The sequence below is a fragment of the Streptomyces sp. NPDC037288 genome (assembly GCF_055603265.1).
This window is the reverse complement of record NZ_JBVJVY010000012.1, coordinates 47,571-60,297: the sequence shown is the minus strand read 5'-3', so window position 1 is coordinate 60,297 and position 12,727 is coordinate 47,571. Positions and strand designations below refer to the sequence as shown.

The 12,727-nt window shown below is 71.1% G+C and carries 12 protein-coding genes; 6 read left to right on the top strand and 6 right to left on the bottom strand.

The window, feature by feature from the left end; genetic code table 11:
* The first annotated feature begins 1 nt into the window (after position 1).
* Positions 2-553, top strand: a complete 552-nt coding sequence (locus ACZ7GZ_RS16670; RefSeq protein ID WP_471024719.1) for a DUF485 domain-containing protein — start codon at positions 2-4, stop codon at positions 551-553.
* On the top strand, positions 550-2,142 hold the full coding sequence (locus ACZ7GZ_RS16665) for a solute symporter family protein (protein ID WP_471024718.1): 1,593 nt from the start codon (positions 550-552) through the stop codon (positions 2,140-2,142). The genes ACZ7GZ_RS16670 and ACZ7GZ_RS16665 overlap by 4 nt, the downstream gene beginning before the upstream one ends.
* Positions 2,143-2,177: 35 nt before the next feature.
* Here ACZ7GZ_RS16665 and ACZ7GZ_RS16660 read toward each other — a convergent pair whose 3' ends face one another.
* Positions 2,178-2,870, bottom strand: coding sequence for a response regulator (locus ACZ7GZ_RS16660; RefSeq protein ID WP_471024717.1), 693 nt, complete (start codon positions 2,868-2,870; stop codon positions 2,178-2,180).
* Positions 2,871-3,027: 157 nt separating this feature from the next.
* Here ACZ7GZ_RS16660 and ACZ7GZ_RS16655 point away from each other — a divergent pair, with 157 nt between their 5' ends.
* From ACZ7GZ_RS16655 to ACZ7GZ_RS16645, 3 genes are all read left to right on the top strand, one after another.
* Complete coding sequence (locus ACZ7GZ_RS16655; protein ID WP_471024715.1) at positions 3,028-3,843, top strand: ABC transporter ATP-binding protein; 816 nt, start codon at positions 3,028-3,030, stop codon at positions 3,841-3,843.
* Positions 3,833-4,693: an ABC transporter permease gene (locus tag ACZ7GZ_RS16650; protein ID WP_471024714.1), complete on the top strand. Its 861-nt coding sequence runs from the start codon at positions 3,833-3,835 to the stop codon at positions 4,691-4,693. The genes ACZ7GZ_RS16655 and ACZ7GZ_RS16650 overlap by 11 nt, the downstream gene beginning before the upstream one ends.
* 88 nt (positions 4,694-4,781) lie before the next feature.
* Positions 4,782-5,840, top strand: a complete 1,059-nt coding sequence (locus ACZ7GZ_RS16645; protein ID WP_471024712.1) for an ABC transporter substrate-binding protein — start codon at positions 4,782-4,784, stop codon at positions 5,838-5,840.
* Positions 5,841-5,861: 21 nt separating this feature from the next.
* Here the strand turns inward: ACZ7GZ_RS16645 and ACZ7GZ_RS16640 are convergent, their stop codons facing one another.
* The 4 genes from ACZ7GZ_RS16640 to ACZ7GZ_RS16625 form a co-directional block, all read right to left on the bottom strand.
* Positions 5,862-6,542, bottom strand: a complete 681-nt coding sequence (locus ACZ7GZ_RS16640) for a response regulator (RefSeq protein ID WP_471024711.1) — start codon at positions 6,540-6,542, stop codon at positions 5,862-5,864.
* Positions 6,539-8,233 (bottom strand): ATP-binding protein, encoded by a 1,695-nt coding sequence (locus ACZ7GZ_RS16635; protein WP_471024710.1) that lies wholly within the window; start codon positions 8,231-8,233, stop codon positions 6,539-6,541. Before ACZ7GZ_RS16635 ends, ACZ7GZ_RS16640 begins: the two co-directional genes overlap by 4 nt.
* 104 nt (positions 8,234-8,337) lie before the next feature.
* Positions 8,338-9,279 carry a sucrase ferredoxin gene (locus ACZ7GZ_RS16630; protein WP_471024708.1) on the bottom strand — a complete coding sequence of 314 codons (942 nt, stop codon included), beginning with the start codon at positions 9,277-9,279 and terminating at the stop codon, positions 8,338-8,340.
* Positions 9,280-9,404: 125 nt separating this feature from the next.
* The gene (locus ACZ7GZ_RS16625) at positions 9,405-10,664 is read right to left on the bottom strand and encodes a citrate/2-methylcitrate synthase (RefSeq protein ID WP_471024707.1); all 1,260 of its coding nucleotides are present in this window, start codon (positions 10,662-10,664) and stop codon (positions 9,405-9,407) included.
* Positions 10,665-10,777: 113 nt separating this feature from the next.
* Between ACZ7GZ_RS16625 and ACZ7GZ_RS16620 the strand changes: the two genes are divergently transcribed.
* Positions 10,778-11,944, top strand: coding sequence for a citrate synthase/methylcitrate synthase (locus ACZ7GZ_RS16620; protein WP_471024705.1), 1,167 nt, complete (start codon positions 10,778-10,780; stop codon positions 11,942-11,944).
* 58 nt (positions 11,945-12,002) lie between these two features.
* On the opposite strand, the gene ACZ7GZ_RS16615 is transcribed toward ACZ7GZ_RS16620, so the two are convergent.
* Positions 12,003-12,650: a DUF6082 family protein gene (locus ACZ7GZ_RS16615; protein WP_471024704.1), complete on the bottom strand. Its 648-nt coding sequence runs from the start codon at positions 12,648-12,650 to the stop codon at positions 12,003-12,005.
* Positions 12,651-12,727: the final 77 nt, after the last annotated feature.

The window sequence follows — 12,727 nt, the reverse complement described above, 5'->3', positions numbered from 1 at the left end:
CATGCAGTCAAGCAACGATCGTCCACGGGGAGCCGGGGACGGTCCCGAGAGTTCGGCCGAGAACCGGGAAGACCATGACGTGCCGCCCTCCCGCGACGTGGCGTACGAGGACCCTTGGTACGACGCGCTGGCCTCCGGGTGGGGCGAACCGGACGGCACCGGTGCGCCGGCGCCTGCCGTGCCGCCCGCGCGCGGGGAGCGGAGCGGAACGGCCGTCCGGGCCCGGGACGTGTACGTCGAGGTGCAGCGCAGTGCGGCCTTCCAGGAGGTGCGCGCCAGGTACCGGGGGTTCGTCGTACCGGGAGTCGCCGTGTTCCTCGTCTGGTACGTGAGCTATCTGGTCATCGCCACGGCCGCTCCCGGGCTCATGGCCCGGTCCGTGGCCGGGGCGGTGAACGTGGGCATGCTGGCCGGGCTGGGACAGTTCCTCACCACGTTCCTGCTCACCTGGGCCTACGCCAGGCATGCGCGGCTGCGCCGGGACAGGGCGGCGCTGGAACTGCGCTGGGACACCCAGGAACTGACCCGCGGAGCACGGGGAGGCACCTTGTGACCGGTCACCACCAGACGCTGGCGCTGCTGCTGTTCAGCGGCTTCGTGGCCGTCACCCTCGGGATCACGACGTGGGTGAGCCGTCGCCGGCGCGGGTCGGCGGAGGAGTTCTATGCGGGAGGGCGGTTGTTCTCTCCCATGGAGAATGGTTTTGCCATCGCGGGTGACTACATGTCGGCCGCCTCCTTCCTCGGGGTCACCGGACTGATCGCGCTGTACGGGTACGACGGGATGCTGTACGTCGTGGGCTTTCTCGTGGCCTGGCTGGTCGTGTTGTTCCTGGTGGCCGAACTGGTCCGCAACTGCGGGCGGTTCACGCTGGCCGACGTGGTGGCCGCGCGGATGCGTGAGCGGCCGGTGCGGATCGCGGCGGGAACTTCCTCGGTCACGGTGTCCGTTCTGTATCTGGTGGCCCAGATGGTCGGCGCGGGCAGCCTGGTGGCGCTGCTGCTGGGGCGGACCAGCGGGGCTGCCGGGGCGGGGGCGGTCGTCGGGGTCGGCGCGCTCATGGTGATCTATGTGTCGTTGGGAGGGATGCGGGCCACCACCTGGATCCAGATCGTGAAGGCGGTCCTGCTGCTGAGCGGCACGGTTGCGCTGACCGTCCTGCTCCTGCTGCGCTTCCACGGCGACGTCGACCGCTTGCTGCTCACGGCTGCCGAGCGCAGCGGTCATGGAAGGGCGTTCCTGGCGCCGGGCCTCAAGTACGGCGGCACCTGGACCGCCCGGCTGGACTTCATCAGCCTGGGACTCGCCCTGGTGCTGGGCACGGCCGGGCTGCCGCACATCCTGTCGCGCTTCTACACCGTGCCCACCGCGCGGGCCGCCCGCCGTTCCGCGGTGTGGTCCATCGGGCTGATCGGCGGCTTCTACCTGATGACGATCGTGCTCGGTTTCGGAGCGGCCGCGGTCGTGGGGACGGATGCGGTACGCGGTTCGAACGCGGCAGGGAACACGGCGGTGCCCCTGCTCGCGCTCGAGCTGGGCGGCGGCGCGGGTTCCACTGGCGGAACGGTTCTCTTCGCGGTCGTCGCCGCTGTCGCGTTCGCCACGATCCTCGCCGTGGTCGCCGGCATCACGCTCGCCTCATCGGCCTCGGTGGCGCACGATCTGTACGCGTCGCTGCGGCGGTCGTGCCGCACGGGGCGCAGCGAGGTGGCGGTGGCGCGGGGGGCGGCGGTCGGCATCGGCGTCGTGGCGATCGTGCTCGGTCTGCTGGCCCGTGATCTCAACGTCGCCTTCCTCGTCGGTCTCGCCTTCGCCGTCGCCGCGTCGGCGAACCTCCCGGTATTGTTGTATTCGCTGTTCTGGCGTGGTTTCACCACCCGCGGTGCGGTGTGGGCCGTGTACGGCGGGCTGATCCCGGCGCTGGGACTCGTGCTGCTCTCCCCGGTGGTGTCCGGTAGCCCGGCCTCGCTCTTTCCGGACGTCGACTTCCAGTACTTCCCCTTGCAGAACCCGGGCATCGTCTCCATCCCGCTCGGCTTCCTCGCCGGCTGGCTCGGCACGGTCACCTCGGTCGAGGTCGCGGACGAGGCCAAGTACGCCGAGACGGAGGTACGGTCGCTGACCGGCGCCGGGGCTGCGTAGCGGGGCACGCGGCGCACCCGCGGGCCGGCGGATCGCTAGGGTGCCACCCAGGCGTACCGGTGCTCGGGCCGGCCGGTGTCGCCGTACTTCAGGAAGAGCCGGAGGCGGCCGGCCTGTTCCAGGTGGCGTAGGTAGCGCTGGGCCGTGGAGCGGCTCAGGCCGGTCCTGGCGGCCACTTCGTGGGCCGACAGCGGCTGGTCGGAGCGGTGCAGGACGCCGCAGATCAGATCGGTCGTGGGCTCCGAGTGGCCGCTCGGCAGGCCGGGCGCGGACGGTGCGGGAGCGGTGCGCAGCGCTCCGAAGATCCGGTCGACCTGCTCCTGTCCCGTAAGGCCCCGGCCGCCGACGCGGTCCACCGTGCGACGCAGGGCGGCATAGGAGTCGAGGCGGGCGCGCAGGGCGGCGAAGGTGAAGGGCTTGACCAGGTAGTGCACGGCACCCAGGCGCATCGCATGCTGGACGGTCGTCACATCACTGGCCGCGGTGATCATGATGACATCCGTGCCGTGGCCCTGCTCCCGCATGCGGTGCACCAGGTCGAGGCCGGTCCGGTCCGGCAGATAGTGGTCGAGCAGGACCAGGTCGATGCCGCCGCGTTCGACGGCGGTCAGGGCCTGGGCGGCGCTGTGCGCGCGGGCGGCCACCCGGAATCCGGGAACCTTTCCCACGTACTTGGCGTTTATCTCAGCGACGCGGAAGTCGTCGTCCACGACCAGGACGTCAATCATCAGGCCTCTCCTAAGGCCGGCGAGCGTTAAGCCCGTGTTTCGTGCTCCGCAGTTGTAGCGCGAGCAAAATGAGCACAACAGGTCCTTGCGAGCAAAAGAACGGCTTGTGCTCACAAGACTCCTGCTGTGGCCGGGGCCACACCTACCGTCCCGGGCCATGAGCGCACACACCAGCCCCGCCATCGAGCTGCGGGGCGCGAGCAAGACCTTCAGAACCCCGTCAGGGGGGTTGCACACGGCAGTGCGCGGTCTGGACCTCACTGTCGAACGCGGCGAGTTCGTGGCCGTCGTAGGACCCACCGGCTGCGGCAAGTCCACCACGCTGACCCTGGTCAGCGGCCTGGAGGAGCCCACCGAGGGCGAGGTGCTGGTGGCCGGCGAGCCGGTCGACGGCGTCGGCGACAAGGTCGGCTTCGTCTTCCAGCAGGACGCCACGTTCCCCTGGCGCACGGTCCTGTCCAACGTCATGGCCGGCCCGCGCTTCCGGGGCGTACCGAAGGCCGAGGCCAAGGAGAAGGCCCGGGAGTGGCTGGCCCGCGTGGGACTGGCCGCCTTCGAGGACCGCTACCCGCACCAGCTCTCCGGCGGCCAGCGCAAGCGCGTCGCCCTCGCCGCCACGTTCGTCAACGACCCCGAGATCCTGCTGATGGACGAGCCGTTCTCGGCGCTGGACGTGCAGACCCGGGCACTGATGTCGGACGAGCTGCTGGAGCTGTGGGAGGGCACGGGAGCCTCCGTCGTCTTCGTCACCCATGACCTGGAGGAGTCCATCGCGCTCGCCGACAAGGTCGTCGTGATGACCGCCGGACCCGCGACCGTGAAGCAGGTCTTCGACATCCACCTGCCCCGGCCGCGCAGGGTCGAGGCGGTGCGCCTTCAGCCGCAGTTCATCGAGATCTACCGCGAGATCTGGGAGTCCCTCGGCGAAGAGGTCCGCATCACCCGCGAAAGAGGTGCCGCCCATGTCGCCTGAGGTTCTCAGCACTCCGGTGGCCGACACCGCCAAGGTCCCCGACCGCACGCAGACCCGCGCCCAGGCCGCCCGCCGCCGCAAGGTCCTCGTCACGGCGGCGCGCGTGCTGCTGCTGGTGGCCGTTCTCGGGTTGTGGGAGGGACTGTCCCGGGCCAAGATCATCGACCCGTTCAACTTCTCGATGCCGTCGCAGATCTGGGACCAGATCTACACGTGGGTGATGCACGGAACGGCGCAGGGCTCGCTGGGCGAGCAGATCTGGGCCACGTTGCAGGAAGCGCTGCTCGGCTGGATCATCGGTGTCGTCGCCGGTGTGCTCTTCGGTATCGCTCTGGGGCGGATCGCCTTCCTCGCCGACGTCCTCGGTCCGTACGTCAAGGTGCTCAACTCCATCCCCAGGATCGTGCTGGCCCCGATCTTCCTGATCTGGTTCGGCCTGGGCCCCGCCTCCAAGGTCGCGTCGGCCGTGGTGCTGGTGTTCTTCCCGGTGTTCTTCAACGCCTTCCAGGGCGCCCGCGAAGTCGACCGCAACCTGGTCGCCAACGCCCGGATCCTCGGCGCGAGCAATCGAAGGGTGACGCTTCAGGTGGTCATCCCGTCGGCGACCTCCTGGATCTTCACCAGCCTCCACGTCAGCTTCGGCTTCGCGCTCATCGGCGCCATCGTCGGCGAGTACATCGGCGCCACCAAGGGCATCGGCCTGCTCGTCGCCGCGTCCCAGGGCACCTTCAACGCCGCCGGCGTCTACGCCGCGATGGTCATCCTCGCCGTCGTCGCCCTCGCCGCCGAGGGCCTGCTGACCTTCGCCGAACGCCGCATCTTCCGGTGGAAGCCGGCGCACTCCGGCTGAGCCCGGCCCACCGAGCGCCGCCCCCGAGAACCAACGCTCCACGCCCCCACCTCCCCCGTACCGCCCTCTCACAAGGACGTGAACCGCCATGCGCAAGACCGCCAGATACCTCTCGCTCGCCGCCTGCGGCCTGCTGGCCCTCTCCTCGCTCACCGCCTGCGCCAATGACGCGGCGAGCAGCACTTCGGCCGACGCCGGCAGCAAGGGCGACGGCAAGGGTACGAAGGTCAAGATCATGGTCGGTGGCCTGGACAAGGTCATCTACCTGCCGGCGATGCTGACCCAGCGGCTCGGCTACTTCGACTCCGAGGGCCTCGACGTGGAACTCCTCAGTGAGCCCGCCGGTGTCCAGGCCGAGACAGCGCTCGTCTCCGGCCAGGTCCAGGGCGCCGTCGGCTTCTACGACCACACGCTCGACCTGCAGACGAAGGGCAAGTCGGTGGAGTCCGTCGTGCAGTTCTCGCACGCGCCCGGCGAGGTGGAGGTCGTCTCCGCCAAGCAGGCGAAGGACATCACCTCACCGCAGGACTTCAAGGGCAAGAAGCTCGGTATCACCGGCCTCGGTTCCTCGACCGACTTCCTCACCAAGTACCTGGCGGTCAAGAACGGCCTGAAGGTCAGCGACTTCACCCCGGTCGCCGTCGGAGCGGGCCCGACCTTCATCTCCGCGCTGCAGCAGGGCTCGATCGACGCCGGTATGACGACGGATCCGACCGTCGCCACGATCCTGGACAAGAAGGCCGGGAACGTCCTCCTCGACATGCGCACCCCCGAGGGCTCGCAGAAGGCGCTGGGCGGGCCGTACCCGTCGTCAAGTCTGTACATGCAGACGGACTGGGTGAACGGACACAAGGACACCGTCCAGAAGTTGGTCAACGCGTTCGTCAAGACGCTCAAGTGGATGTCCACCCACAGCGCCGACGAGATCGCCGCGAAGATGCCCGCCGACTACTCCCAGGGCAACAAGGCGCTCTACTCACAGGCCATCAAGAGCACCCTGCCGATGTTCACCGACGACGGCGTGATGCCCCAGAACGGCCCCGAGACCGTTGAGAAGGTCCTCAAGTCGTTCAACCCCAACATCAAGAACGCCAAGGTCGACTTGAGCAAGACCTACACGACCGAGTTCGTCAACGCTGCCAAGTAGCCGTCAAGCAGACGAGTCCGCTCAGCCGCGGGTCGCCCACACGTAACGGTGTTCCGGGCGGCCCGCGTCGCCGTACCTGAGGGTCAGCCGCGCCCGTCCGGTGCGCTCCAGGAGCTTCAGGTACCGCTGGACCGTCTGCCGGCTCACGCCTGTCCGCTCGGCGATCTCCTGGGCGGACAGCGGCCCTTGGGCGTTCAGCAGGGCCCGGCGCACCAGCTCGGCCGTCGTGGGGGAGTGCCCCTTGGGCAGCTCGGGTTCCGACGGCGCGGACAGGGCGCCGAAGATGCGGTCCACCTGGGCCTGTTCGGCCTCTCCGCCGCCGTCCAGGGTGCGCCGCAGCTGCGCGTACGCCTCCAGCTTGGCGCGCAGACCTGCGAAGGCGAACGGCTTCACCAGGTACTGCAGCGCCCCCTGCCGCATCGCGGCCTGGACGGTCGACATGTCCCGCGCCGCCGTCACCATGATCACGTCGGTCTGGTGGCCGCGCCGGCGCATCTCCCGCACGACCGCGAGACCGGTGTCGTCGGGCAGGTAGTGGTCCATGAGGACCAGGTCAAGCCGCGGCAGCGTCTCCACCTGGCGCAGTGCCTCGGCCGCGCTGTGCGCCTCGCCGGCCACGTGGAATCCCGGCATCTTCTCCACGTACGCGGCGTTGACCCGGGCGACGCGGGTGTCGTCGTCCACGACCAGGACCTCGATCATCGCGCCTCCTCCTCGGCGACGGAGACGGCGGCGGACTCGGCGGGCTCGGCGGACTCCTCGCGTACCGCGGGTTGCAGTTCCGGCTCGGGCAGCGCCTCCGGCAGGACCACGGTGAACTCCGCACCGCCGCCGTCCGCCGCGCCCACCGTCGCACTCCCGCCCTGCCGTTCGGCGAGCCGGCGCACCAGCGAGAGCCCGATGCCGCGCTTGCCGTGCGCGGGCGGCCTTTTGGTGGACCAGCCGTCAGTGAAGATCAACTCCCGCTGGTCGGCCGGGATTCCCGGGCCGGTGTCGCGCACCCTGAGCACGACCGTACGGCCCTCGGTGCGCAACTCGACCTCCACGCGCGCGTGCAGTGTGCCGGCGACCGCGTCGAGGGCGTTGTCCACCAGGTTGCCCACCACCGTGACCAGACCCCGCGGATCGATCAGCCGGTCGGGCAGCCGGGTGCGCTCCGACACCCACAGCGCGACACCGCGCTCGGCCGCCACGGTCGCCTTGCCGACCAGCAGCGCGGCCAGCAGGGGATCCTGGATCTTCTCGGTGACCTGCTCGGCGGTGGCCCGGTGGTCCCCGACCACCTCGCCGACGAACTCCATGGCGTCGTCGTACATCTCCAGTTCCAGCAGTCCGAGCAGGGTGTGCATGCGGTTGGCGTGTTCGTGGTCCTGGGCGCGCAGGGCGTCGATGAGCCCGCGCGTCGAGTCCAGTTCGCGCCCCAGCTGCTCCAGTTCGGTGCGGTCGCGCAGGGTGGCCACGGCGCCGCCGTCGTCCGTCGGCATGCGGTTGGCGACCAGGACGCGCTGCCCGCGCACGGTGAGCAGATCCGTGCCGGTCACCCGGCCGGCCAGCACGTCCGTCGTACGGCCCGCGCCGAGCGCCTCGTCGGGGGTCTGCCCGACGGCCTCGTCGCCGATGCCCAGCAGCCGCCGCGCCTCGTCGTTGAACAGCCGGACACGACCGCCGCGGTCGAGGGCGACCACGCCCTCGCGGATGCCGTGCAGCATCGCCTCGCGCTCCGCTAGCAGCGCCGAGATGTCGGAGAAGGCCAGGTCACGGGTCTGCCGCTGGACCCGGCGAGAGATCAGCCAGGCGGCCAGCGCGCCCACCGCGAGCGCCCCGCCGGCGTACGCGAACAGCCCCGGGATCGCACTGATCAGCCGCGCCCGCACACTGTCGTAGGCGATACCGACCGAGACCGCCCCGATGATGCGGTGGTCGGCGTCGTACAGCGGCACCTTGCCGCGTGCGGACCGCCCCAGGGTGCCCTTGTCGATCTCCATGACCTCCTTGCCCTCCAGGGCGTCCTCGGGACTGGTGGAGACCTGGTGGCCGATCTGGGACGGCGTGGGATGCGACCAGCGCAGCCAGTGCCGGTCGAGCACCACGATGTACTCGGCGTGCGTGGCCTTCCGGATCCGCTCGGCCTCCTTCTGCACGGGGCCGTCGCTGGTCGGCGGGGTGCTCAGGACGCCCTCGGCGATCTGCGGGTCCTGGGCCGTGGTCTCGGCGATGGCCAGCGCACGGCGCATCGCCTCCTGGTCCAGCTGCTTGCTCAACGGCGCCAGGAACAGCCCGGTCGCGAGCACCGCCACCCCCGCGGCGATCGCCACCTGCATCAGCAGCACCTGCGAGAACACCCGCCGTGGCAGACCGAGGCGCAGACGGCGTGCGGGGGGAGTGGGGCTCATACCCACGACGGTACGTGGGAAGGCCCGACGCGCCCCAGGAGGTGTGGTGGGGATCTCTTGACCAGTGCTTGGAACTTGACCGGTTCTCCGAAAGGGGCGGGCGCTCAGCTCGCCAGCGCCGTCGGTCTCAGTTCGCGTACATCGACCACGTCCATCCGCGCGGGTGTCCCCAGCACCGCCGCGCCGCAGCTCTCCGGACGGGGCGGCAGCGACGCGCCCTGCGCCACGGTCACCCGCCAGCGCCGGCCGTCGGCGTGTCCGACGGTGACCTCCCAGCGCGGAGCCCGGCCGTCGGTCCGTACGACGCTCAGCACCCCCGCCCGGTACTCGCCCGCGGCCGACCGGACGGCCAGCTCGGCCGCCTGACCGGGCCGTTCCCAGGCCGAGCACCCGCGGCACCCCTCGACCACCACGCGCCCGTCCTGGACGCCGTGCAGCGCCTCCTTGACGGTGTGCGCCTCGGCGCGGCCGTAGGCGTAGCCGTACGGCAGGACGAGCACCGTCGGCGAGAAGCGATGTCCGCCCAGATGGGTGACCTCCCAGACGCCGCGCACTCCCGAGGCGGCCAGTTCGGCGGCCAGGGGGCGGCCCAGAAGGGCGCAGCAGCGGTCGCGCTTGCCGTTGGTGCACACCAGCGCGAGCGGGTCGCCGCGGTGCGGCCGCCCGCCGAGCGCGGTGCCGAAGGAACGGTGGTCACCCGCTCCCAGGGCGGCGAAGTCGAGCCCGAGCAGCCGCTGGGGATCGCGGGCCCTGGCGCTGTGCAGCCACACGCGGCCCGGCACGGTGTGGGCGGCGTACAGCTGCCGGACGGCCGGCCTGCCCGGGTCGGCGTGCCGCCCGGGGCGCCGGATGAGCGCGACGCGTACGCCGGTGCCCTCGGCGGCCGACTCCAGGGCGCGGCCCAGTGCGGGGTCCAGGTGGCTCGAAGTGAGTGCCTTGGCGCCCCACGGGCCGGGCTGTTCCAGCAGCAGCCACGTCGTCGCCGTGGCCGCCGTACCGGAAACGGGCTCGTCGAGGCTCCGGGAGACGGTCGCACACCTACTCACAGAGGTGAGCCTAACCTGACTCTCACCGGGGCGACTTCCGGCCGCGGTTGTGTCCTGGTCCGGGGGGATTGCCCGGAGCGGGGCCGTCGATCCATGGCCTGCTCGGAGCGGGTCTGGCCGGCGCCCTACTCCGGCAGCGGCTGCGGAGGCCGCGGGCCGACGTAACGACCGACGGGGCGCATGCGCAGGGGGCGCTCGCCGTACTCCTCCAGGGCGTGCGCGATCCAGCCCGCCGTCCGCGCGACGGCGAAGATCGTCTCACCGGCCGTCGCGGCCATGCCGCTGGACGCGGTGAACACCGCCAGGGCCAGGTCGACGTTCGCGTGCAGCGGGGTGTGCCGCGCGGTCGTGGCGACGATGTCGCGTGCGGCGAGCAGGGCGGACTCCGCGCGCGGGACCTGCTCCAGGAGCCCGAACAGCACGCGCGCGCGGGGATCCTCGCCGGAGTACAGCCGGTGGCCGAGCCCGGGGACGCGGCGGCCCGCGCGCAGTTCGTCGGCGATCACCGGGACCGCTGTGCCCTGGTCGAGCACGTCGAGCAGCATGCGGTGGGCCATGCCGCTCGCGGCACCGTGCAGCGGGCCCTCCAGGACCCCGAGCCCGGCCGAGACGGCCGCGTAGGCGTGTGCGCGGGCCGAGGCGGCGACCCGGACCGCGAGCGTGGAGGCGGCCAGGTCGTGGTCGGCGAGCAGGGCGAGCGCGGTGTCCAGGACGCGCAGCGACGCCTCGTCGGCGGGGCGGCCGGTCAGCCGGGCCCACAGCCGGTGGGCGAGCGGGCCGTCGTCCTGGTGGGCGTGCCGGGCCGGCGGCAGCGCGGCGACGAGGGTCGGGATGAGGATCCGCGCGGTGTTCAGTACGGCGTCCTCCGACAGGTCGAAGCGCAGCGGGTCCTCGGCCGCCGCGGCGATCGCCGCCACGCGCAGCCGGTCGGTGGGGGAGGCGTGCTCGCTCAGGGCGTTCACCGCGCGGCGGGCCACCTCGACGGTGGGTCCGGGCGCGCAGAAGGCGACGCCCGGGGTCAGCCGGCCCGTCCACAGCCATTCCGCGACCTCCTCGTAGGAGTGACGCAGAGACAGTTCCACGGCGTCCACGCCCCGGAAGAAGTACCGGTCCCGCTCGATCAGCGTGATGCGGGTCCGGACGGAGAGGTCCCCGCCGGAGCCCGGGCTCGCGGCTGCCTCACGCCGGTGGCGCCGGGCGAGGGCCTCGACCTCCTTCGCCTCGAAGGTGCTGGCGCGGCCGCCGGGCTCGCGTCTGCTGCTGAGCAGGCCGCGGCTCACGTACGCGTACACGGTTTCGGGCTTCACGCCGAGCAGTTCGGCGGTCTCCTTGGTGGTCAGCCTCCGCCCGGGACGGCCGGGGGGAGCGGGTTCGGGATCGCGCATGGGGGTCACCGTAGTCGCCTCCGCATACCTTGATCGCTCTATGTTGATTTAATCAATATTGACAAGTGATTAGTCAAGCATGGACAGTCGGATCAAGTCCAGGGAGGAGAACCATGGCCATCAACAGGACCGAAACCCCGCTCATCGACGCACCGCGCGGTCTCGCCGGCGTCGTCGTCACCGAGACCGAGATCGGCGACGTCCGCGGGCGGGAGGGCTTCTACCACTACCGCCAGTACTCGGCCGTCGAACTCGCGCGGACCCGGGGCTTCGAGGACGTCTGGCACCTCCTGGTGCACGGCTCGCTCCCGGACGCGGCGCGCCGCGCCGCCTTCACCGCCGAGACCGCGGCGCTGCGCCGGCTGCCCGAGGAAGTCCGTTCGGCGCTGCCCGCGATCGCCGCGGCCAGCCGTGTCTCCGGTCCGCTGTCCGGACTGCGTACGGCCCTGTCGCTGCTGGGTTCGGCGCGGGCGCTGCGGCCGGTCTACGACATCGACGCGGACCGGCGCCGTGACGACACCGTGGCGGTCTGCGCGGCCGTACCCACGCTGCTCACCGCGCTGTACCGGCTCGGGCAGGGGCTTGACCCGGTCGAGCCGCGCGAGGACCTCCCGTACGCGGCCAACTACCTGTACATGCTGCACGGTGAGGAGCCCGAGCCGCGGCGGGTGCGTGCCGTCGAGCAATACCTGATCTCCACCATTGACCATGGATTCAATGCGTCAACCTTCACCGCCCGCGTCATCGCCTCCACGGGCGCCGACGTGGCCGCGTGCCTGACCGGAGCCGTGGGCGCCCTGTCCGGTCCGCTGCACGGCGGCGCGCCCAGCCGGGCCCTGGACACCCTGGACGCCATCGGCACCCCGGACCGGATCGACCCCTGGATCCGGGAGCGGGTGCTCGCCGGTGACCGGATCATGGGCTTCGGACACGCCGTCTACCGCACGGAGGACCCCCGTTCGCGGATGCTGCGGGAGATCGCCCTCGGATTCGGCGGTGGGCGCGTGGACTTCGCGGTGGAGGTCGAGCGCCGGGTCGAGGCGATCCTCGCTGAGCTGAAGCCCGGCCGCGAACTGCACACCAACGTCGAGTTCTACGCCGGCGTGGTCATGGAACTCTGCGGCCTGCCCCGCGAGATGTTCACCCCCACCTTCGCCGCGGCACGGGTGGTGGGCTGGAGCGCCAACATCCTGGAACAGGCGGCCGACTCGAAGATCATCCGGCCGGTGGCGCGCTATGTGGGGGCCGAGCCGGAGCATGCGGTGCCGGTCGCCGGGTGACGGATACGGCCGGTCGCCGGGTGACGGATACGGCCGGTCACCGGGCCGTGCGCGCGGGTCAGTCCGCCGGCGGGCGGAAGTACTCCGCCGTGGGAACGGCGGGGCCGGCGGCGACGGCTGCCTGGTACGCGTTCTCGGCGAGGAGCAGGAACCGCCGCTCGTGCCTGTCCCCGCTCCTGGCGAAGTACCGGTGCCAGGAGGGCCCGCTGTTGTGCCAGTACGCGCGGCCGATCTCACCGCGGAAGTAGTCCTCGAGGACCGCACGCGCCAGATGGTCGTCCATGAGGCCGAGCTTGTAGTCGGTGCTCCACATGCTGACGATCAGATTGGCGACCAGAAGCTGTTTCCACCTCTCCCGGGTCATGGCCGTGTTGGGCGGCTCCCAGCACACCTGGTACGCGGGGTCACTGAGCGTGAGAAGCACCAGTTCCCGGTGGGCCGAGCGATGGGCCTCCCCGTTCTGTATGCGGGTCTGGCGCGCCTGGTAGGCGAGCGACAGGGCGACGCCGGCGAGTGCCGCGGCGGAGATGAAAACGGACACCGCGCCGTAAGTCTGGCTTACGGCGCTGAGCCGTTCCCAGTCCGTGCCCTTGGGGGCGAGGGAATCCAGGGCGAACGGTGTCGCCAGGATGACGCTGAGCGAGGCGAGAACCACGACGCTCCAGACGGCCCCTCGGTGCGCGAGGCTCCTGCGGTCGTCGGACATGAACTCCCCCTGGTTCACGGCAACTTGTGATCCGCTGGGTCATTCTCGCCGGAGCTCGGGAGTGTCACAACCCGCGC

Bases quoted from the DNA above. Each gene is read 5' to 3' on its own strand.
- ACZ7GZ_RS16650 (WP_471024714.1), top strand. From the start codon at position 3,833: ATGTCGCCTGAGGTTCTCAGCACTCCGGTGGCCGACACCGCCAAGGTC.
- ACZ7GZ_RS16655 (WP_471024715.1), top strand. From the start codon at position 3,028: ATGAGCGCACACACCAGCCCCGCCATCGAGCTGCGGGGCGCGAGCAAG.
- ACZ7GZ_RS16635 (WP_471024710.1), bottom strand. From the start codon at position 8,233: ATGAGCCCCACTCCCCCCGCACGCCGTCTGCGCCTCGGTCTGCCACGG.
- ACZ7GZ_RS16660 (WP_471024717.1), bottom strand. From the start codon at position 2,870: ATGATTGACGTCCTGGTCGTGGACGACGACTTCCGCGTCGCTGAGATA.
- ACZ7GZ_RS16615 (WP_471024704.1), bottom strand. From the start codon at position 12,650: ATGTCCGACGACCGCAGGAGCCTCGCGCACCGAGGGGCCGTCTGGAGC.
- ACZ7GZ_RS16640 (WP_471024711.1), bottom strand. From the start codon at position 6,542: ATGATCGAGGTCCTGGTCGTGGACGACGACACCCGCGTCGCCCGGGTC.
- ACZ7GZ_RS16625 (WP_471024707.1), bottom strand. From the start codon at position 10,664: ATGCGCGATCCCGAACCCGCTCCCCCCGGCCGTCCCGGGCGGAGGCTG.
- ACZ7GZ_RS16620 (WP_471024705.1), top strand. From the start codon at position 10,778: ATGGCCATCAACAGGACCGAAACCCCGCTCATCGACGCACCGCGCGGT.
- ACZ7GZ_RS16670 (WP_471024719.1), top strand. From the start codon at position 2: ATGCAGTCAAGCAACGATCGTCCACGGGGAGCCGGGGACGGTCCCGAG.
- ACZ7GZ_RS16645 (WP_471024712.1), top strand. From the start codon at position 4,782: ATGCGCAAGACCGCCAGATACCTCTCGCTCGCCGCCTGCGGCCTGCTG.